Genomic DNA, 18701 nt, shown 5'->3' with positions numbered 1-18701 from the left:
GTAACACCGCCCGCATTCCGGGGCGTTGCGGTTCGGCGAGGGTCGCATCCTCCAGCCGGACCGCGTCACGGGCGCGCGACGTGTCAAAGAGCACGCGCGCGCCACGTGACTTAACCCGTATGGAGTCCCGGCGCGCCGTGTGATTTACTTGAAGAACCGAACGGGCGCCGCGCTTCTCATCACTAAAACCTGACCGTCGGTGCGCGTTCACCGGGAGCGAGATCGTGCAAGCCTTGTTGTCATCGTTGCGCGTGACCATCGAGCGAAAAGGGGCCGTGCTGCCAGCGCTCATTGCCGCGGCGCTGCTGTCGGGCTGCATCGACGTGAAAGTGCCGACCTATCAGCGTCCCGATACCCCCGAGAAAACCGCCTTCACGAAAATCGACTCATCCAAGGTCGCCGCGTCCGACACCATCCAGCCCGACTGGTGGAAGCAGTTCCACGATCCGACTCTGGACGCGCTGGTGGAGAAGGCAATCAGCAACAACTTCGACATCAAGGTGCTGGCCGCGCGCATTCAGGTTGCGGGTGCGCAGATCGGCGAGGCGCGCGCGGGCGCGTTGCCGTCGATGGATCTGGGCGCTGGCGCGAGCTTCGAGAAGACCACCGGCCAGAAGTTCTCGAAGCAGTACAACCTGGCGACGCAGGTGAGCTGGGACATCGACATCTGGGGTTCGGTCGAGAAGGGCGTGCAGGCGCAGAAAGCCGAATTCCGCGCGACCGAGGCCGACTGGCGCGCGGGCTACCTCGAACTCGTCTCGCTCGTGTCGACGACATACTTCCAGATTCTCCAGTTCGACGATCAGATCGCCCAGCAGCAGCAGACCATCACCACGAACCAGCAGATCCTGACGATCTTCGAAGGCATGCAGAAGAACGGTCTCGTGCCGAAGACGCAGGTGCTCACGCAGCGCGCGGAACTCAATCGCCTGACGCGCGAGCTGCTGGAACTGCGCCGCTCGCGCGATCTCGCGAACAATGCGCTCTCCACGCTGATCGGCGTGCCCGCGGGCGAATTCAGAATGCCCGACGGCAAGCTGCAAAAGCGCGTGCAGGTGCCGCCGGTGCCGAGCGGCCTGCCGTCGCAACTGCTCGCGCGCCGCCCCGATCTGATCGCGGCGGAGTATCGCGTGCTCGAAGCCTATGACCTCGTCGGCCAGGCGAAGCTCGCGCAACTGCCGACCATCAATCTGACCGGCCGCGCCGGCTCGGCGAGCTTTCAGCTGACCGATCTGCTGAAGATGTTCACGTTGAGCTTCGTGCCGAGCATCAATATCCCGATTCTCGATCCGTCCGTGCGCGCCCACGTGAAAACGACCGAAGCGCAGACGCAGGTCGCCGAACAGCAATATCGCAGCACGGTGATGAACGCGTTCGAGGAAGTGGAGAACGCGCTCGTCAATCTCGATTCGCACACGAAGCAGCGTGTCGAGTTGCAGCAGGAAGTCGATCAGTTGACGATCGTCGCCGCGCAGATCGACGCGCAACTGAAAGAGGGCGTGATCTCGCAGCTTCAGGTGTTCGAGACGGAGCGCACACTGCTCGCCGCGCAACTCGCGCTGCTCGCGAATCATCAGCAGATTCTGTCCGACACGGTGACGCTGTATAAGGCGCTCGGCGGCGGCTGGCCGATGATCGACGTGCAAAGCGCGAGCAAGGACGAGGTGAAGTGAAGCGCTTCACGAATTACGTCGAACGCAATGATATGAATAACTAACGATCGTTTTTAAATCGCCCGTTATTTGCATGACGAGCCGTTGCTGCACGATTGACTACGACGATGCGTGACTTAAACTCTCAACAGCCGCCGGGTGCACATGACATCGATTTCGGCGCCGTCCAACCTGTCCATGCGCCCGGCGTTGCCGGGCATTCCTCTGGACGTACCTCGTGACATGGACATGGCTCAAGGCGTTTCCGTCGCGATACAGCAGCCCGGCGTGAGCGAGGCGTTCGACGTCATCCTCAAGCCCGCGCCGCATCCAGAGCTTGCCGGCGAGCTTGCCGAGCGGCTCACGGAAATCCGTATCGACGAGAATCTCTTCGCGATCGGCCGCACCGAGGCGCCGTTCGACACGAGCCCCGCCGAAGCCGTGGCGCAGCTTTCGCGCCGCCATGCGCGCATCTTCGTCGAGCATGGGCTCGTCTATATCGCCGATCTCGGCAGCAAGAACGGCACTGCCGTGAATGGCACGCCCGTGCGCGACACGCCCGCGCGCGTCCGAAACGGCGACACCATTTCATTCGGCAGCCGGCTTTCGTATCGCGTGCAGTTCGCGCCGCGCACGCGGCGGCTCGACGCGCCGAAGCCTGTCGGCCTCACGCTCACGCCGCAGCGCGACGATCTCGGCCTGCATCCGGTCGAACTCGCGCAGTTCCCGTTTTTGGTCAGCAAGAGCGATGAGACTTTTTCGCGCTATCGCGAGCAGTATCCGCATCAGGTCAATTACGTGTCGCGGCGGCACGCGCACGTCTTCATCAAGGGCGGCGCGCCGTTCGTCGAGGATCTCGGCAGCACCAATGGAACTTTCATCAACGGCGAGCGGCTCGGCGCGTCGGCGGTCGAGCTGAAGAACGGCGATACCGTCGCGTTCGGCGGCACGCACTTCGCGTACCGGGTGCAACTGCACGGCGACGAAGGCGAATCGACGCTCACCGAGATGGTGGCGCAAGCCGTCGCGCCCACTCACCACGACGACGAATTCGACAGCGACAAGACCACGTTCGTCGGCTCGGCGCATTCGTTCCTCGATATCTTCTGCGTCGATCAGGCGGCAGCGCGCGAAGACGAGGTCAACGAAGAAGCGCAGCCCGTGCCCGCCGAGGAAAAGCGCCCGGACGCGCGTGCCGCGAAGCGCAGCAAGTTCGCGCTCTTCGTGGGCGAAGTGCGCCGCGCGCTCGCCAGCGACGACCCGCACGCCGCGCGCCGCACGCGCATCGTGCTCGCGTGCGTGCTGGCCGTGCTCGTCGCGGGCGGTTCGGCGCTCTTTTACATCGGCATGCCCGAGCGTGAGGCGAAGTCGCTGATGTCGAGCGGCGAATTCGGCGAGGCGGCCACGGTCACCAACGACTACCTCAAGACGCATCCGAAGGACACGCAGTTTGCCTCGATGAACACCGAGGCCGTGCTCAAATCGAACGTGCCGCGCTGGCTCGCCGCGTTGAAGAAGGGCGATTTCGCGAGCGCGGACGCGATCATCGTGCAGATGCGAACGCTCGCCGAGCACAACCCCGATGTGCATTCGCTGGTCGACGAACTCGAATGGATCGGCAAGCTGGAAAGCTTCGTGATGGGCCGCGGCGGGGCCGAGGCGCCGATCCGCATGTATGGCGATGAGTCGCGCATCAGCGCGATCCTGAAGCACTGGGAAGCGGACGCGGGAGGGCATCAGCGCGATCTGGACCGCATCGCGGGATACGTGTCCGAGTTCCGCGATCCCTATGCGCTCGCGCTGAGCCATCTGCGCAAGCTGCAAAGCGACGACTCCGTTTATCTCGCGGCCATCGACCGGCTCAATGCGAGCATCATCAAGAGTCTCGGCCAGGACGATCCCGATGCGATCAACGCGACGCTGAAGGAATACGCCGATAAATATCCGCGCCTCGCGGGTCTCGACCGCGTGCGCGCCGATCTCGATGCCTATGCCGGTCTGCGTCGCGGTCTCAATGGCGCGAGCCTCGCGCCGCTCGCGGGCTCGGTGGGCAAGACCAGTTTTTCGACGCCGCCGTTCCAGGAAAAATTCAAACAGATGAGCGCGAGCCAGTTGCCCCCGGCCGATGTACTCACGCAATACACGAGCGTCGCCGATGCGTGGAACCGCGGCCAGAGCGCGCAGGCAATCGATGGCCTGCAGAAGCTGCCGCAAGGTACGTGGTCGCCCACGGTGCAAAAGGAACTCGCGCACAAAAAGGCCGTGGCCGCGCAGTTCGCCGACGTGCAGAAGGCGCGCGGTTCGAAAAATTACGAGGACGCGCTGCTGTCGTTCTACGAAACCCTCGATCTCGATGCCGACACGTTCTACGCGAAGGCGGTCGCGCCCGAAGTTGCAGCGCTCAAGGACAAGGCCACCAGCCGCGCGCAGACACTGATGACGCAGGCGCAAACGGCCTGGCAGCAGTATCGGACGAATGGCGGCATCGGCGGGTCGCAGCGGCTCGAATCGGGCGTGTCGGACGTATTCAGGACGCAGGCGCGCCTGCTGTCCGACGCGCAGGATGCGGCCACACGCGGCATGCGTATCTTCAGGCAAGTGAAGGCGGATAGCGCGACGGCGAAATGGACCGCGCTCGCCAGCGAGATCGACACCGAAGCGGACTTGCAGCGGCGTTCGCTGCAGGACCTGCGCATGGTGCTCGAACCAGGACTTCTCAATACCAAGCTGAGTCTGATCGGCGGAGGCACGGGCAGTGAAGAGAGACGCACACCTTAAGTCGTTGTCGGAGGCGCTCGGCGAGCACGGCGCCGAAGGCATCGCCATTCTGACCGCCGAGCCGGCCCGGCTCACGCAGGGCCTCGTCTTCGCGATGGTGGCGCTGGTCGCGTCGGCGCTCGTGTGGTCGTTCGTCGGCCATGCGGACGTGATGGTCAGCGCGCAGGGCACGCTCGCGCCCGAATCGGAAGTGCGCCGTTTCTATGCGCCGATCGATGGTGAACTCGCCGACCTCTATATCGCCGAAGGGCAGCCCGTGCGCAAGGACGATGTCGTGGCGCGCCTGAATGCGCGCGGCGCGATCGAGGCGGCGACGAATGCGCTCGAAGCGCAACTGAAGCTCGATGACGCCGAACGCGAGTGGAAGCAGTTTCCCGAGAAGAAACTGCTGATGGAGCGCCGCATCGCCGCGCTCAAGGATCAGATGGACGTGGAGGAGCATCAGCATCAGCAGCGCGTCGCGGAAGGCACGAGCAAACTTGCAGAAGGTCAGAAGGCGCAGTTGCAGGAAGCGCGCAGCACGCTGGAAAACGCGCGCCGCGCGCGCGACGCCGCCAAGGTCGAGTACGACCGCTTTCAGCGCCTGCTCGCATTGCCGGGCGGCGGCGGCGTGGCGGAAACGCAGGTCGATGCGAAGCGCAACACGTATCTCGAAGCAGACGGCGCGTATCGGGTCGAGCAGTCGCGCCTGGCGGAACTGGACTTTCGCCTGAGCCACGATTTCACGCAGGCCAAGCGTCAACTCGAAACGAGCGGCCAGGAAGCGACGAGCCTGCGCCTGCAATACGAAGCCGCGATGCGCGAAGTCGCCAGCACCGAGGACAAGTTGCGTCTGCAACTACAGACCGCGCGTCTGGTCGCGGACGCGGCGGCGCGCATCAAGTTCGAGAACATCGACAAGGATAATTTTCTGCTGATTCTCGCGCCGGTTTCGGGCGTGATCACCGATGTGACCTCGACGCAGCCCGGCGACAAGATTCAGGCGAACACGCCGCTCGGCGGCATCGCGCCCGCCAATGCGAAGCCGGTGCTGAAGATCGAGATCGCCGAGCACGACCGCGCGTTTCTGCGTGAAGGGCAGCGCGTCAAGCTCAAGTTCAACGCGTTTCCTTATCAGCGCTACGGCGTGATCGAGGGCACCCTCGCATTCATCTCGCCCGCGACCAAGCCGAGCCCGGGCACGAAGCAGCCGGTTTATGAAGGACGCGTGACGCTCGATCGCGATTCGTACCAGGTCGCGGACACGAAGTATCCGCTGCGCTACGGCATGACGGCGACCGCTGAGATCGTGGTGCGCGAGCGGCGCCTGATCGACCTCGGGCTCGATCCGTTCCGCAACGTGGCGGGATAGGAATGGGGGGTTACACGAACGCCGCAACGCGGACAAGATGCGCAATTCAACAGAGAACCGAACGGAGAACGATATGACGGCGATTGTGCGTATCGACGACGAAGTGGTCGACGTCGGCGAATTCATCAGGTTGTTGAAGTTGAACGGTCAGTTCGACGGTCTCATCGAGCAACTCGTGCGCGACAAGCTGACCGTGCGCGCGGCGAAGAAGTCCGGCATCGTCGTGAGCGACGATGACATCCAGAATCGCGCCGATCAGTTCCGCCGCATTCGCGGGCTGCATCGCGCGGCGGACATGAACAACTATCTCGATGCGCTGCACGTGAGTCTCGACGAGTTCGAGGTGTTCATCACCGATACGCTCTATCACGAGAAGATGCTCGACAAGGTCGGCACGCCGCGCGAGGTCGAAGAGTACTTCCAGCTCAATTCACCGAAGTTCGACAGCATCGAGGTGAGCCATATCCTGCTGGATACCGAAGGCAGCGCGAAGGAGATGATCTCGTATCTCAACGACGATCCCGACAGCTTCGCCGAGATGGCGCGCGAGCACTCGCTTGCCGATACGCGCGACGAAGGCGGCGTGATCGGCCGCGTGATGCGCGGTCAGATGAAGCCGGAGGTCGAGGCGAAAGTCTTCAACGCGGAAGTGGGCGATCTGCTCGGGCCGTTCGTCTCGGCGGACGGCGCGTCGTATGAAATCTTCGCGGTGACGGCCAAGTATCCCGCCAAGCTCGACGAAGACGTGTCCGCGGAAATCCGCCGCCTGCTGCGCGAGGAATGGATGATGACGCGCGCGCAGGAACATGTCATCGAAGCCCGCTGACCCGACCGGAAACGCGATAGAACATGGACGCTCCATCGAGCCTTGATTCGCCCGCCGAGTTTCTCTCGTCGGTCGAGATTCTCTCGCCCTTCACGCGCGAGGAGATCGAGCATCTGGCGACGCACGCGGTGTCGCGCCGCTTCGGCTTCGGCGAGACCGTCTGCAATGCGGGCGATGCGGCCGACGGGCTCTATATCGTGAAGGCGGGGTCCGTGCGCATCTTCACCGAGGAGCACGGCAAGGAAATCAGCATGGGGGTGAAGAAGGAGCGCGAGACCTTCGCGGATATCGCCATGCTGCGCGAGTACCGCCATGAGTCGTCGGTGCGTTCCTCCGGCAAGACCGAACTGCTGCATATTCCGCGCGTCGCGATCGAGCCCGTCATCGCGAAGAATCCGGCCGCGCTCGCGTTCATCACGAGCTATGTCGCGATCAACTCGGCGGGCGGCTTCGTCGCGAAGCTGTTCGATCTGCGCGGCAAGCTCGACAAGGCGGAACTCGAGGAATGCGTGCGCAGCGTCGGCGTGAAGCGCGTGGCCGAAGGCAAGGAGATTCTCAAGCAGGATTCGCGCGACGACCGGCGTCTTTATGTCGTGCGTCAGGGTGAAGTGCGTATCGTGCGCGAAGAGAGCGGCGTGCAGCATGTGATCGCGACGCTCGGCCCCGGCGAGATCTTCGGCGAGAAAGCCTGCGTGATGCGTCAGGAGCAGATGGCGTCCGCGATCGCGAGCGCCGATACGCGCCTGCTCGTGATTCCCGAGAAGACGGTGCATTTCATCATCGAGCGCAACGTGAAGCTGCGCGAGGTGCTGGAAGAGCGCATCCGATTCAGCGAGCGCGAATTGCAGCGGCAGAAGAAGCTCGCCGAGCGCCGCAAGCTGCCCGCGATGCTCGATCTGCACACCAGGCCCGAGCTGGGCGAACGCGTCATCAAGCGTTTTGCGTGGGTCGAGCAGGCCGAGGAGATGGATTGCGGCGCCGCGTGTCTCGCGATGATCTGCCGCCACTACGGCATCAACATGACGCTCGGCAAGCTGCGCGAGCTCGCCAACGTGACGACCTCCGGCGCGACGCTCGATTCGCTTTCGCGCGCGGGGGAATCGCTCGGCTTCACGACGCGCGGCGTGCAGTGCACGTTCGAATCGCTGCGCGGCTTCGAGATGCCGTTCATCGCGCATTGGGAGGGATACCACTACATCATCATCTATGGCGTGTCGAGCGACAACGTGTGGGTCGCGGATCCGGCCATCGGCTTTCGGAAGATGACGGTCGGCGAGTTCGAGCGCGGCTGGAGCGGTACATGCCTGCTGTTCACGCCGGGACAGGATCTCGCGCAGAAGGCCGTGTCGCGCTCGCCGTGGCTGCGCTTCGTCGGCTATCTGAAGCCGTACAAGAAGATCCTGCTGCATCTCTTTCTCGCGACCTTCGTCATTCAGGTGCTGGGCGTGATACCGCCGCTCATCATCCAGAACATTCTCGACGGCGTGATCGTGCATCAGAACGTCAACCTCCTGCACGTGCTGATCTTCGGGCTCGTGATCGCGAGCGCGTTCACGCAACTGATGACGACGATACGCGCCTACCTCGCGAACTTCATGGTCCGCAACATGGACTTCGCGATGATGTCGCAATTTTTCAGGCACACGTTCTCGCTGCCGTTCGGCTTCTTCGCGAAGCGCAAGACCGGCGACGTGTTCGCGCGCTTTCAGGAGAATCACACGATCCGCGCGTTCCTCACGGAATCGACGGTGTCGACCGTGCTGAACCTGCTTATGATCTTCATCTACTTCACGATCATGTTCCTCTACAACGTGAAGCTCACGTTGCTGCTGATCGCGTTCGTGATTCCGATGATGGTGCTCACCATCGTCGCGACACCGCGCATCAAGCAGAACGCGCGCGAGACGTTCTCGGCAGGCACGGACGCGCGTTCCTATCTGATGGAAGCGCTCGGCGGCGTGGAGACGGTCAAGGGCATGGGCATCGAACGGCCGGTGCGCCTGAAGTGGGAGAAGAAGTACGCGAAGTCGCTGGAAGTGCAATACAAGTCGCAACGCTTCAATATCGCGGTGGGCCTGTGCAGCCAGGTGCTGAATGCGGCGACGACCATCGGCGTGCTGTGGGTCGGTGCGAATCTCGTGCTCGCGCGCGAACTCACCATCGGGCAACTGATCGCGTTCAATGCCTACATGGGCAGCGTGCTTGCGCCGCTGATGGGGCTCATCAACTTGTGGAGCCTGCTGAACGACGCGGGCGTCGCGATGGAGCGGCTCGGCGACGTGCTCGACATCGAGCCGGAACAGAAGCCCGAGGACATGCAGCAGCGCGTGATGCTGCCCGACCTGCAGGGCGATATCAGCTTCAACGGCGTGTACTTCCGATATGGCGAAGGCGATGCGCCTTACGTGCTGGAGAACATCAGCTTCGATATCAGGCCGGGCGAACTGATCGCGATCGTCGGGCGCAGCGGCTCGGGCAAGACGACGCTCGCGAAACTGCTCGTCGGCTTCTACGCGCCGAGCGAAGGCAAGATGACGGTCGATGGCTACGATATCAACGTCGTCGATAAAGGCTTCTTTCGCGCGCAGATCGGCTATGTGATGCAGAGCAATCTGCTGTTCTCGGGCACGATCGCGGAGAACATCGCGAGCGGCGATGAAGCGCCGGACAGAAGGCGCATCGAGGAAGTGGCGAAGATGGCCGACGCGCACGCGTTCATCGCGAAGATGCCGCTAGGTTATGAGCAAGTGGTGGGCGAGCGCGGCGTGGGCCTTTCGGGCGGACAGATTCAGCGGCTATGCATCGCGCGCGCGCTCTATCACGACCCGCGTCTGCTCGTGTTCGATGAAGCGACCTCCGCGCTCGATACACAATCGGAAAGCAATATTCTCGGCAACATGCAGGAGATATTGAAGGGGCGCACGGCGGTGATCATCGCGCACCGGCTGTCGACGATCATGCGCGCCGACAAGATTCTCGTGCTGTACGAAGGCGGGATCGTCGAGCAGGGCAAGCACGACGAACTCGTCGCGCGAAAGGGCATGTACTACCAACTCGTGCAAAAGCAACTGAGCGCAGCATGAAAATACTCGATCAACCGGAAAGCGATACCAGCGCGCCAGCGACATCGGCGATTTCGTATGCGGGACTCATCGAGAAAATCGAGATTCTGCGCTCGACGCTCAGATGGACCTCGCGCCTCGAACGGCCCGAGATCGAAAAGCTCTTGCGGCAGGCGAGCACCTTGCGCGACGAAGTCATGCAGTTATCGCACAAGGAGCGTTTCGTGCAGGCGGCGGCCGCGGAGCCGAAGCGCGATCTGCCGGCAGGCGCGCGGCGGCAGGCGCTGATCGAGCGCAGCTTCGTGTTCGAAGGCACCTTCGGCGATAACCCGAAGCTGCTCGAAGCGCTGGAAATCGCCGAGAAAGCCGCGCCGACGGACTTGCCCGTGTTGATCGACGGCGAAAGCGGCACCGGCAAGGAACTGATGGCGAAGGTCATTCACGCGAACGGCTCGCGCGCGGACAAGCCGTATATTTCCGTGAACTGCGGCGCCATTCCGGATAATCTGCTGGAGTCCGAATTATTTGGGCATCGCAAGGGTGCGTTCACGGGTGCCACCAACGATCGCAAGGGCAAATTCGAAAGCGCGCATACCGGCACCATCTTTCTCGATGAAATCGGTGAGTTGCCTTTGTCGGGGCAGGTGAAGCTGTTGCGCGTGCTCGAAGCGCACGAGATTCAGCGCGTGGGTTCGGATGAGCCGATCGGTGTGGATACGCGCATCGTCGCGGCCACGAATCGCAACTTGCGCAAGTTCTGCGAAGAAGGGCGTTTTCGCGAGGATCTGTTTTATCGGCTGAGCGTGATTCATCTGACGCTGCCGGCGTTGCGCGAACGGCGCGACGAGATTTCGCTGTTGCTCGCCTATTTCGGCGATGAAGCGGCGGCGACGTTGAAGCGCAGGCCGGTGAAGCTCTCGCCGAGGCTGCGCGATTTTCTGCGCAACTATGATTATCCGGGGAATATTCGCGAGTTGAGGAACGTGGTGTACCGGCTCGCCTGTCTGGCGGGCGATATGGCGGACATCGACCATCTGCCCGTGGATATTCGCCCGAAGTCATCACTCTCGCTGGCGATGGGCGGTCCGGCGGCGAGCGGCAACGGCATCGCGACGGCCAGTTCGCTTGCGGAAGCCAAACGCGTCGCAAGCGATGAGGCGGAGCGCGCGTTTCTCGAGCGGGGCTTGCAGGAAACCGGCGGGACGGTCGCGGAACTCGCGCGGCGGTATGAGATGAACCGGTCGCATTTGCAGATGCTTTTGAAGAAGCATGGGCTGCATTCGAAGGAGTTTCGGGCGGCGGCGCAGAAGAATCGGGAGGCGGAGGGGTAGCGGCCTGGCCGTCGAAAGCATGTTGACGTTGCGTGCTTGTCGGAGGCAAAATGTACATACAAACGTCAATACGGGTGGTGCGTGCATTTCGAATGGGATGAAAAGAAAAATCAAACCAACATTCGAAAGCACGGAATCGATTTTCGAGATGCAGTCGACGTATTCAATCACCCGGTGTTGACGTGGCCCGATACGCGGGAAGCGTATGGAGAAGAACGCTGGATAGCGTTGGGCTGGATGAAGGAGCTATTAGGCGTCGTGGTGTATGTCGAGCGATATGCGGATGTGATCCGTATCATCTCGGCGCGAAAAGCGGACAGACACGAGGCGAAAAGATATGAGCAAGAAATCGGGAACTGACTGGGACCGGTTGGCGAAGATGAAGGACGCCGACATCGATTATTCCGACATACCAAAACTCGACGACGCGTTCTTCGAGCAGGCGGAACTGCATGTTCCGCCCAAACAAGCCGTGACGATGCGGTTGGATGCCGACGTGCTCGAATGGTTTCGCCAGCAAGGAAAGGGATATCAGACGCGTATCAATCGGCTTCTGCGCGCGTACATGCAGACTCAGCAACGGCGTCATCCCTGAGTCTCTACTTAAATCGACGGATTCACCTGCGTCTTGTCCGACGCCATCAAATCCTCCGCATGCGCAACAACCACCGAAATATTGTCGCGTCCGCCTCGCGCCAGGGCGATCTCCAACAACTTCTGCGCCGCCGTCTCGCAATTGCCGGGCGCGAGTTCGCTCGCCATCTCCGCTTCGCTCACCTCATTCGACAACCCGTCGCTGCATAGCAGAAACGTATCGCCATCGTTCAGGGTGAACGTGTTCTCGTCGAGTTCGAGAATGTCGAGCGCGCCGACCGCGCGCGTGATCAGATGCTGCGCCGGATGATGCAGCGCTTCCTCGGCCGTCAGTTGCCCGCGCGCCTTCAGTTCCTCGACATGACTGTGATCGCGCGTGAGCTGCATCAGCCGTCCCTGCCGGAGCAGATAAATACGGCTGTCGCCGGCCCACACGTAACCGCACGCGCCGTCGCGCGCCACGAGCAGCACCACCGTGCTGCCGATACGCGAAACCTGGCGCCGCGCCGCCTCCAGGCGTAGCCGTTCGTTCACATCGAGAAGCCGCGTGCGGGCATCGGCGATGACGCCCGCCAGATCGCCCGCGGGCGACACCTTCGCGAGACTCTCGATGACCATCCGGCTCGCCAGGTCGCCGACCGCATGGCCGCCCATGCCGTCCGCCACGGCCCACAGGCCGCGCTCGGGCGCATCGAGCAGCGCGTCTTCGTTGATCTGCCGCACGCAGCCGGTGTCGGTGCGGGCGGCGGAGGTCCATCGAAACTCGGTGCTGAAGGTCATGGCAACCTCCGGAATGCTGGATGGCGCGGCGTCGGGCGACTGTTGCGGACGGTCCCGCCCATTGTGACCCAACCCGCGCGCGAAACGAATCTTGATGTGCACCGATCAGCCCGCGCGGTTTCCCGCCACTGAGTTCGGATTGACCGTGAGCGTCGCGCCGTTGCCGGTGTTGCTGACCGCGACGTTCTGGAACTGGTTGATCATCTGGCCGACCGTGATGTTGGTGACGTTGTTGGTGACCTCATAGATGTTGTTCGTAACGTCGATGAGATTCACGACAGCGCCGCCGCCCGCGCCGCCCGACGGGCGATCGACATACGGCGTGATCCAGCCGTAGACCCATGGCGCGCCGCCTCCGCCGTTGATGGCCGACATCGCCGCGTGATCCAGCTCGCGGTCGTAATGAAGATCGGTGACGGTGAGAGCGCACATGTCGGTTTCTCCGTGAATGCCTGCAGGCAGGACGCACGGACTTAATGCAAGGCTCATGCCGACCGGCATCCCATGCCGGCGCTTTTCGACCATTGGCCGATTGCGCGGGCTTTCGGCCGGATTCATCGCTCCTCGGATCGGCTATCACACAGCCGCATCAGTTGGATGCCAACCGACAGACGATGTTGGCGTAGCAGCAACCACCCAACACATCGGAAGCAGCGCGACCAGATGCCTTTCCACGCGTGCCGCCCCGTCTTTCGGGCGTCTGGAAATCTGGCGCACCCAGCCCAACAAACATCGGCGAAAACTGTTGGCTGATCTAAAACACAAAGCCTTCGAGAATCCCTCCAAAAATGTCGTTAGTTGTTGAAAATCAATGGCTTATAAAAGCTGGCAAGGAAGATGCAAATGGCTAGGCAACCCGGCGCCAAACAAACACCTGACGCCAAGCTGAAAAAGAATCGGAGCCCGCCATGACCACCAACCAACAATCCGGACTGATCGACCAGCAAGCCGCCGTGAGCGGTTTCTCGCTCGACGACGAACCGGCGCTCGGCACCGAACTCGTTACGCGCCGCTCGGGCTACGAACACCACGGCATCTACGCCGGCAACGGCATGGTCATCCACTACGCCGGCTTCGCGAAGTCGCTGCATCGCGGTCCGGTCGAGGAAGTCACCGTCGAGCAGTTCGCCGCTGGCCACGAAGTCACGATCCATCAGAATCCGGCCGCGAAGTTCGTCGGCATGGAAGCGGTGAGCCGCGCGCGCAGCCGCCTCGGCGAAGACAAGTATCACCTGCTGACCAACAACTGCGAACACTTCGTCACATGGTGCCTCGACGGCCGCGCCCGCAGCCGTCAGGTGCAAGCGTGCTTCGTCCACCCGCGCGCCGCATTGCGCGCGGTGTCGGGCCTGTTTCGCGCCTATGTCGCCGCCGAACGCCGCCGCCGCATGAACGCGGCGCTCGCAGCCTGAACCGCACGCCTTGCCGATCGATTCCGAGGAGACCATCATGCAAACCGCCGAAAACTCGCTGCACTGGGCCGTCGACAAATGGCTCGCCCCGACTCCCGCGCATCCGGCACGCGTCGTGCGTCTGTGCCGCTCGCACATGACCGGCGCGCGCTATGTCTGCATCGAGGCGCAGCATCCGGGCGGCCCGCTCGCGATCATCTTCTTCCGCCACGACGACGGCACCTGGAACGTGTTTCCGCCGCAGGCCAAGCGCCCGTCGATGAGCGCGCAACGCCTCGCCGCCTGAACGCATGCCGAATGTGTACGATGGACCGGGGCGCGTCGGGCTGCCCCGGCTTTGACACGGCAATCCCGCTGCCGCTACTCTAGGCGCATCTTATCCGGCTGTTGATGGTGGCCGGGTCGCACGGATGCGGCAGGTCGTGGTAGTTTTGCGTCCGTGAACCAGATCGTACATTTTCGAGGTATTGCCGATGACCCAGCCCGACTCCTCTTCCTCCGCCCGCGCGACGCCCGATTCGACCCTCGGCGACAATCCGCTCGGCATCGCGGGGCTGGAGTTCGTCGAGTTTTCCAGTCCCGATCCTGACGGGCTCGCCGCGCTGTTCGAGACGCTCGGCTTCGTGCCCGCGGCGCAGCACGTGAGCAAGGCGGTGACGCTGTTTCGCCAGGGCAGCATGAATTTTCTGCTGAACGCCGAGCCGGACTCGTTCGCATCGCGGTTCGCCCAGTCGCATGGCGTCGGTATCGCCGCGATCGGCATTCGCGTGCTCGATGCGCAGATCGCCCATGAGCGCGCGCTCGAATACGGCGCGTGGGATTTCGAGGGCGAGAAGATCGGCCCGAACGAGCTTGCGATTCCGGCGATTCAGGGCATCGGCGATTCACATATCTATTTCGTCGATCACTGGCCGGGCAAGGACAGCGGCGAGACCTCCATCTACGACATCGATTTTCGGCCGATCGCAGGCGCCGCTGTGCAGCCGGCAGGCACAGGGCTGCTCGAAGTGGATCACTTCACGCAGACAGTCGGCGCGGGCCGCATCCAGGAATGGCTCGATTTCTACCGAGAAGTGCTGCACTTTTCGGAGATTCATCAGGTGCATCCGGACTGGCATGTGTCGCAGGATTCGGCGGTCACGCTGTCGCCGTGCGGCTCGATCCGCATTCCGGTGTACGAGGAAGGCACCTATCGCACGGACCTGATGCAGCAGTATCTGCCCGATCACGAAGGCGAGGGCGTGCAGCATATCGCGCTCGCTTCCAGCGATATCTTCGCTTCCGTCGACGCCCTGATGGCGCGCGGCGTGCGCTTCCTGCAACCGCCGCCGCGCTATTTCGACGAGATCGACGAGCGGCTGCCCGGCCACGGTCTCGATATCGAACGGCTGCGCTCGCGCGGCATTCTCGTCGATGGCGAGATTCTTCCCGATGGCACGCCGCAGCTTTTCCTGCAAACCTTCGTCGAGCGCAGGCCCGGCGACATGTTCTTCGAGATCGTCGAGCGGCGCGGGCATCACGGCTTCGGCGAAGGCAATCTCGCCGCGATCGCGAAGGCGCGCGGGTAACCAGCCAGCCCGCGCGCCTCTCTACTTACTGCACGACGACCGTCCCCGTCATGTGCGGATGCAGCGAGCAGAAATACTTGTACGTGCCCGGCTTGTCGAACACATGCGAGAAGCTCTCGCCGCTGTCGAGCGGGTCGGACTTGAAGGTCTTGCCTTCATCGGCGATCGTGTGCAGCATGTCGTCGTGATTCACCCATGTGACTTTCGTGCCGACCGGCACCGTGATCGCGGCCTGATTGAACGCGAAGTTATCGATGGAAACGGTCGGCGCGGTCGCCATCGCGACCTGTTGCACGGGCTCCTGCGCGCACGCTGTCGGAATCGCGCTCACGACGCCTTTGACGATCAGCGCGAAGGCGGCCTTGCGCAGAAACTTGCCGGCGAGCGGGCGGAGATTGGCGGGCGAGACATAGCTCGCGATCATGGCGGCGTTCATGATTGCGCGGCGGCGAGCGCCGTGTCGGTGATGGCCAGTTGCGAGCGCCCCGCGATATGCGTGACTTCGCGCAGTCCGAGCATCGTGCGTAATTGCTCCGCCGGCACCTTCATCGGCCCGGGGCCGGATGGCGCACCCGGCGCGGGCTGCGGAAACGCGGTGGACATCGCCGAATAAAAACGCATCTCTCCCTCCACTTTTTGCGCCACCTGATGGACGTGGCCGTTCAATACCGTCACCGAACCGAAGCGCTTGAGCAGTGCGAGCGCCTGCGCGCTGTCGTCGGTGCCCCAGCCCCACTGCGGATACAGCGCCCACAACGGGATGTGCGCGAACACGACGATCGGCGTGCTGCTCGATTTGCCCTGCAGGTCGGCCTTCAGCCAAGCGAGCTGTGCATCGCCGAGAAAGCCGAGGCCGCCGCCCTTCAGGTCGATCACGTTGGTCAGGCCGATGAAATGCACGCCGCCCTGATCGAAGCTGTACCAGTGCCGCGTGCTGTCCTTGCCGTATTGCCCCGAGAAGCGCTCGAAGAACGGATTGCCTTCCTCGACCAGCACGTCGTGCTCGCCGGGCACGTAATGCACGTCCATGCCAGCCTTGCCGATGATCTGCGTCGCCGTATCGAACTGCGCGGGCTTCGACAGATGCGTGATATCGCCGGTGTGGATCATGAAGGCGGGGCGCTTCTTCATCGTGCTCACGCGGTTGACGGCTTCTTCCAGCGTGCTCGTCGGTTCGGTGTTCGGGTCCTTGTTGAAGCCGATATGGCTGTCGCTGATCTGCACGAAGCTGAACGAGCTGGTGTTTTCTGCGGCCTCGGCGGACGAGATCAGGCGCGAGACCGGCACGCCGCCGCTCACGGTCCAGATCACGCCCGCGCCAGCCCAGGCCATGCAGGACAGGGCGGTGCGGCGGCGTTTGCCGTGTTCGTCGAGTTCGTCGCGGGTCTGCCCGGGCGGCAGGGCGGTCGGGTCGGGTTTCATGGCGGTTCCTTGTGATGATGTCGGCCGCGGTTCTTGTCGTTGGAATCGGTAAAGTCGCGCTCATGGCGGCTCGATGCATGAGCGCGAGGCCCGCGGCTCCCTCGACAGGCGAGACCGCTGTGGCATCCGTCCATCGAACCGGCGAAGGAGGCGCAATATTCCCGCTATATTTTTTCGAGTCGCCGCCGCAAACGGGAATAAACCGTACGCGTGGGGAGTAACGGAGGGGAAGGCGCGCAAAAGCGGCATCGGTGAGCGCCGGAACGATGTTTTCCGAACGTGATTGGCGAGAGGAGACCCGCGCGATGTGGCAGAGCAGGTCGAAAGAAGACAAGTCCGGGCGCCGCGGCAAAGCGGACGCCGAGGCGGCTCACGCGCGTTTCGAGGCGACGGTGATGCCGCATCTGGACGCCGCGTACAACCTTGCGCGCTGGCTCTCGGGCAGCGCGAACGACGCCGACGATGTCGTGCAGGAAGCCTATCTGCGCGCCTTCCGTTTCTTCGGCGGATTCGAGGGCGGCGAGGAAGCGAACGCGCGGGCCTGGCTGCTCGCGATCGTGCGCAATACGTGGTTTACGGAATGGCGGCGTCGCGTGCAACTGGCGGACGCGACGCCCTACGACGAGGAACTGGGCGGCGACGAAGCCTTGCCCGGCTGGTCGGAGGAAGGCGGCGCCGATCCGGAGACGCTCGCCGTGCGCCGCGACGAAGTTCATCTGGTGCATCGCGCGCTGGAAACGCTGCCGCTCGCCTTTCGCGAGGTGCTGGTGCTGCGCGAGCTGGAAGACATGAGTTACAAGGAAGTGGCGTCCGTGACCGGCGTGCCGATCGGCACGGTGATGTCGCGGCTCGCGCGCGGCCGCAAGATGCTGGCGGGGGCGGTGCGCGCGGCGCAAAACGGGCAGGACAAGCCGAGCGTGCGCCTCGTGCGCCGCGCGGGACCGGGTCATTCAGAGGAGTCGGGAAATGGAAAATAACGACACCGCCTCGCTCGACACGAGGCTCACCGATGGTTCGCTGTATCAGCGCGCGCCGGTTCACTTGCGCTCGCAGGTGCTGGCGCGCGTGCGCGCCGAGGCCGAAGCGCAAGCGCGCGAACGGGAACCCGTGCGCCGCGCGAAGCGTGGCTGGAGCAATCCGTTCGCCGCGCCCTGGCCGTTCTTCGGCGGGGCATTCGCGGGCGCGTCGCTCTCGGCGCTCGTGCTCGGCACGATGCTGTGGTTTCAGGCCGTGCCGCTCGTATCGAGCGTGGCGGGCAACTCGCCGATCGCGCAGGAAGTCGTGTCGAGCCATGTGCGCGCGTTGATGTCGGACCGTCCCATCGACGTGCTGTCGAGCGACAAGCACACGGTCAAGCCGTGGTTCAACGGCCGCATAGACTATGCGCCGCCGGTGATCGATCCGGCGGGACCGGGCTTCGCGCTCGTCGGCGGGAGGCTGGACTACATCGATCATCGGCCGGTCGCGGTCGTCGTGTATCGGTATCTGAAGCATCCGATCGACGTGTACGTGTTCCCCGAGCGCAAGGGCGAAGTGAAGAGCGACACGAACGACAAAGAGTTCTCGCCGGTCATCACGCAGTCCGACGATGGTTACGCGCTCGCGCGCTGGAATCACGACGGCATGACGTTCTGGGCCGTCACCGATGCTTCGGGCGCGGTGCTGCGGCAGTTCGCGCATGCGATCGAAACGGGCGCGCCAAGATAAACGCTTTTCATGCATAGAGTGCGCAAGGTTGCGCGCGGTCGTCCTCCGGGGGATTGCCGCGCGCTTTTTTTTGCGCGCGCATTTACGCGTATACCCGCTATGCCCCGAAGGCAAAAACGCTTTGGCATGCTGCCTAAATCCCGCCTTGCACACTTGTGATGCACCGGACGTGCGCTAACGCTCGTGCTCTTCGGGTATGTCCGAATATGGTCATATCC

At 63.1% G+C, this 18701-nt stretch carries 17 protein-coding genes; 13 read left to right on the top strand and 4 right to left on the bottom strand.

What is annotated here, in order from left to right:
• Window positions 1-224 precede the first annotated feature (224 nt).
• The 8 genes from NK8_RS18445 (at window position 225) to NK8_RS18410 (ending at window position 11595) form a co-directional block, all read left to right on the top strand.
• On the top strand, window positions 225-1673 hold the full coding sequence (locus tag NK8_RS18445; RefSeq protein ID WP_213228792.1) for an efflux transporter outer membrane subunit: 1449 nt from the start codon (window positions 225-227) through the stop codon (window positions 1671-1673).
• Window positions 1674-1817: 144 nt separating this feature from the next.
• On the top strand, window positions 1818-4430 hold the full coding sequence (locus tag NK8_RS18440; RefSeq protein ID WP_213228790.1) for an FHA domain-containing protein: 2613 nt from the start codon (window positions 1818-1820) through the stop codon (window positions 4428-4430).
• A complete protein-coding gene (locus NK8_RS18435; RefSeq protein ID WP_162067533.1) occupies window positions 4408-5781 on the top strand; it encodes an HlyD family efflux transporter periplasmic adaptor subunit in 1374 nt (457 codons plus the stop codon). Before NK8_RS18440 ends, NK8_RS18435 begins: the two co-directional genes overlap by 23 nt.
• Window positions 5782-5854: 73 nt before the next feature.
• Window positions 5855-6607 carry a peptidylprolyl isomerase gene (locus NK8_RS18430; RefSeq protein ID WP_061174849.1) on the top strand — a complete coding sequence of 251 codons (753 nt, stop codon included), beginning with the start codon at window positions 5855-5857 and terminating at the stop codon, window positions 6605-6607.
• Between the two features lie 23 nt (window positions 6608-6630).
• The gene (locus tag NK8_RS18425) at window positions 6631-9690 is read left to right on the top strand and encodes a peptidase domain-containing ABC transporter (RefSeq protein ID WP_213228788.1); all 3060 of its coding nucleotides are present in this window, start codon (window positions 6631-6633) and stop codon (window positions 9688-9690) included.
• Window positions 9687-11000: a sigma-54-dependent Fis family transcriptional regulator gene (locus NK8_RS18420; protein ID WP_162067530.1), complete on the top strand. Its 1314-nt coding sequence runs from the start codon at window positions 9687-9689 to the stop codon at window positions 10998-11000. Before NK8_RS18425 ends, NK8_RS18420 begins: the two co-directional genes overlap by 4 nt.
• A gap of 81 nt (window positions 11001-11081) precedes the next feature.
• Entirely contained in the window at window positions 11082-11360 is a 279-nt protein-coding gene (locus tag NK8_RS18415) for a BrnT family toxin (RefSeq protein WP_162067529.1), read from the top strand.
• On the top strand, window positions 11338-11595 hold the full coding sequence (locus NK8_RS18410; RefSeq protein WP_162067528.1) for a BrnA antitoxin family protein: 258 nt from the start codon (window positions 11338-11340) through the stop codon (window positions 11593-11595). Before NK8_RS18415 ends, NK8_RS18410 begins: the two co-directional genes overlap by 23 nt.
• 8 nt (window positions 11596-11603) lie before the next feature.
• Here NK8_RS18410 and NK8_RS18405 read toward each other — a convergent pair whose 3' ends face one another.
• Together NK8_RS18405 and NK8_RS18400 are read right to left on the bottom strand one after the other, a co-directional pair.
• Window positions 11604-12374 (bottom strand): PP2C family serine/threonine-protein phosphatase, encoded by a 771-nt coding sequence (locus NK8_RS18405; protein WP_162067527.1) that lies wholly within the window; start codon window positions 12372-12374, stop codon window positions 11604-11606.
• 105 nt (window positions 12375-12479) lie between these two features.
• A complete protein-coding gene (locus NK8_RS18400) occupies window positions 12480-12806 on the bottom strand; it encodes a hypothetical protein (protein ID WP_213228786.1) in 327 nt (108 codons plus the stop codon).
• Between the two features lie 476 nt (window positions 12807-13282).
• Here NK8_RS18400 and NK8_RS18395 point away from each other — a divergent pair, with 476 nt between their 5' ends.
• From NK8_RS18395 to NK8_RS18385, 3 genes are all read left to right on the top strand, one after another.
• A complete protein-coding gene (locus NK8_RS18395; RefSeq protein WP_213228784.1) occupies window positions 13283-13786 on the top strand; it encodes a lecithin retinol acyltransferase family protein in 504 nt (167 codons plus the stop codon).
• 37 nt (window positions 13787-13823) lie between these two features.
• The gene (locus NK8_RS18390; protein ID WP_162067524.1) at window positions 13824-14072 is read left to right on the top strand and encodes a hypothetical protein; all 249 of its coding nucleotides are present in this window, start codon (window positions 13824-13826) and stop codon (window positions 14070-14072) included.
• 187 nt (window positions 14073-14259) lie between these two features.
• Complete coding sequence (locus tag NK8_RS18385) at window positions 14260-15354, top strand: 4-hydroxyphenylpyruvate dioxygenase family protein (protein ID WP_213228782.1); 1095 nt, start codon at window positions 14260-14262, stop codon at window positions 15352-15354.
• 25 nt (window positions 15355-15379) lie between these two features.
• Here the strand turns inward: NK8_RS18385 and NK8_RS18380 are convergent, their stop codons facing one another.
• Window positions 15380-15790 (bottom strand): cupredoxin family copper-binding protein, encoded by a 411-nt coding sequence (locus NK8_RS18380; RefSeq protein ID WP_213228781.1) that lies wholly within the window; start codon window positions 15788-15790, stop codon window positions 15380-15382.
• Window positions 15787-16776, bottom strand: coding sequence for a metallophosphoesterase (locus tag NK8_RS18375; protein ID WP_213228779.1), 990 nt, complete (start codon window positions 16774-16776; stop codon window positions 15787-15789). Before NK8_RS18375 ends, NK8_RS18380 begins: the two co-directional genes overlap by 4 nt.
• A 305-nt stretch (window positions 16777-17081) precedes the next feature.
• Between NK8_RS18375 and NK8_RS18370 the strand changes: the two genes are divergently transcribed.
• Both NK8_RS18370 and NK8_RS18365 read left to right on the top strand, forming a co-directional pair.
• Window positions 17082-17753 (top strand): RNA polymerase sigma factor, encoded by a 672-nt coding sequence (locus NK8_RS18370; protein ID WP_162067514.1) that lies wholly within the window; start codon window positions 17082-17084, stop codon window positions 17751-17753.
• Entirely contained in the window at window positions 17743-18483 is a 741-nt protein-coding gene (locus tag NK8_RS18365) for an anti-sigma factor (protein WP_213228777.1), read from the top strand. Before NK8_RS18370 ends, NK8_RS18365 begins: the two co-directional genes overlap by 11 nt.
• The last annotated feature ends 218 nt before the right edge of the window (window positions 18484-18701 follow it).

The organism is Caballeronia sp. NK8, assembly GCF_018408855.1.
In the GTDB taxonomy this organism is placed as follows: domain Bacteria; phylum Pseudomonadota; class Gammaproteobacteria; order Burkholderiales; family Burkholderiaceae; genus Caballeronia.
Note: the sequence above shows the minus strand (reverse complement) of the source record. Positions and strands in the feature narration are given on the sequence as shown.

What these genes read in the sequence shown, in the direction of transcription:
- NK8_RS18420 (WP_162067530.1), top strand. Translation starts at nt 9,687, where the DNA reads ATGAAAATACTCGATCAACCGGAAAGCGATACCAGCGCGCCAGCGACA.
- NK8_RS18395 (WP_213228784.1), top strand. Translation starts at nt 13,283, where the DNA reads ATGACCACCAACCAACAATCCGGACTGATCGACCAGCAAGCCGCCGTG.
- NK8_RS18440 (WP_213228790.1), top strand. Translation starts at nt 1,818, where the DNA reads ATGACATCGATTTCGGCGCCGTCCAACCTGTCCATGCGCCCGGCGTTG.
- NK8_RS18390 (WP_162067524.1), top strand. Translation starts at nt 13,824, where the DNA reads ATGCAAACCGCCGAAAACTCGCTGCACTGGGCCGTCGACAAATGGCTC.
- NK8_RS18365 (WP_213228777.1), top strand. Translation starts at nt 17,743, where the DNA reads ATGGAAAATAACGACACCGCCTCGCTCGACACGAGGCTCACCGATGGT.
- NK8_RS18380 (WP_213228781.1), bottom strand. Translation starts at nt 15,790, where the DNA reads ATGAACGCCGCCATGATCGCGAGCTATGTCTCGCCCGCCAATCTCCGC.
- NK8_RS18385 (WP_213228782.1), top strand. Translation starts at nt 14,260, where the DNA reads ATGACCCAGCCCGACTCCTCTTCCTCCGCCCGCGCGACGCCCGATTCG.
- NK8_RS18425 (WP_213228788.1), top strand. Translation starts at nt 6,631, where the DNA reads ATGGACGCTCCATCGAGCCTTGATTCGCCCGCCGAGTTTCTCTCGTCG.
- NK8_RS18430 (WP_061174849.1), top strand. Translation starts at nt 5,855, where the DNA reads ATGACGGCGATTGTGCGTATCGACGACGAAGTGGTCGACGTCGGCGAA.
- NK8_RS18410 (WP_162067528.1), top strand. Translation starts at nt 11,338, where the DNA reads ATGAGCAAGAAATCGGGAACTGACTGGGACCGGTTGGCGAAGATGAAG.
- NK8_RS18370 (WP_162067514.1), top strand. Translation starts at nt 17,082, where the DNA reads ATGTGGCAGAGCAGGTCGAAAGAAGACAAGTCCGGGCGCCGCGGCAAA.
- NK8_RS18400 (WP_213228786.1), bottom strand. Translation starts at nt 12,806, where the DNA reads ATGTGCGCTCTCACCGTCACCGATCTTCATTACGACCGCGAGCTGGAT.
- NK8_RS18375 (WP_213228779.1), bottom strand. Translation starts at nt 16,776, where the DNA reads ATGAAACCCGACCCGACCGCCCTGCCGCCCGGGCAGACCCGCGACGAA.
- NK8_RS18405 (WP_162067527.1), bottom strand. Translation starts at nt 12,374, where the DNA reads ATGACCTTCAGCACCGAGTTTCGATGGACCTCCGCCGCCCGCACCGAC.